Genomic DNA, 740 nt, shown 5'->3' with positions numbered 1-740 from the left:
TCCTAACGCAGTCACAAACCTGTCACGGTCCAGTAACACAGCTTTATTACGGTGCAAAAACACATGAATTTTCTGAGCGCCGTTGGTTCAGATGCGCCGGGGGCGAGGCTATGCGTTTGCCTACATTATCAATTTCCGTGAAATTGCCGATCCTCATTGTTGGGGCAGCGCTTGTGGCGGGTATTGCTACGGGTGTTGTTTCTTTCATGACCGCAGAACAACAGTTGCGAACGGCGACGGAAGTTAAACTCGATTCGATGCTGGAGTCGCGCCGTTCGGCTGTTGCGAGCTATTTCGAGGGTGTGGCTACCAACTTGCGCGTGTTGGCGACGAGCCCGGCGGTACGCGGCGCGCTGAATGATCTTACGATCGGTTGGCAGAGCTTCGGGTTTGATCGCACGGAATCGCTGCACGCGGCCTTCATCACCGGCAATCCGGACAAGGCCGACCGCGCCAAGCTCGACGACGGCAAGACCGGCAATTTCTACAGCCCCGCCCATATTCAGCATCATCCGTGGCTGCGCACTGTGCGCCAGGAATCGGGCTATGGCGATTTGATGCTGTTCGATGCCAGCGCCAATCTGATTTATACGGTCGCGAAAAACGATGATTTCGCCACCAGCTTCCGCGCTGGGCCGTTCAAGGAATCGCATCTCGCCAAACTGGTGAAGGTCATCCGCGACAATCCCGAAGCGGGTAAGATCGTGATGGCCGATTTCGCCCCCTATAAGCCGAACGGC

General features: G+C 56.4%; 1 pseudogene. It reads left to right on the top strand.

What is annotated here, in order from left to right:
- Window positions 1-206: 206 nt before the first annotated feature.
- A pseudogene (locus tag VZ95_RS19245) lies at window positions 207-740 on the top strand (hypothetical protein); the annotation flags it as partial.

The organism is Elstera litoralis (genome assembly GCF_000963705.1).
GTDB classification, from domain to species: Bacteria; Pseudomonadota; Alphaproteobacteria; order Elsterales; family Elsteraceae; genus Elstera; species Elstera litoralis.
Note: the sequence above shows the minus strand (reverse complement) of the source record. Positions and strands in the feature narration are given on the sequence as shown.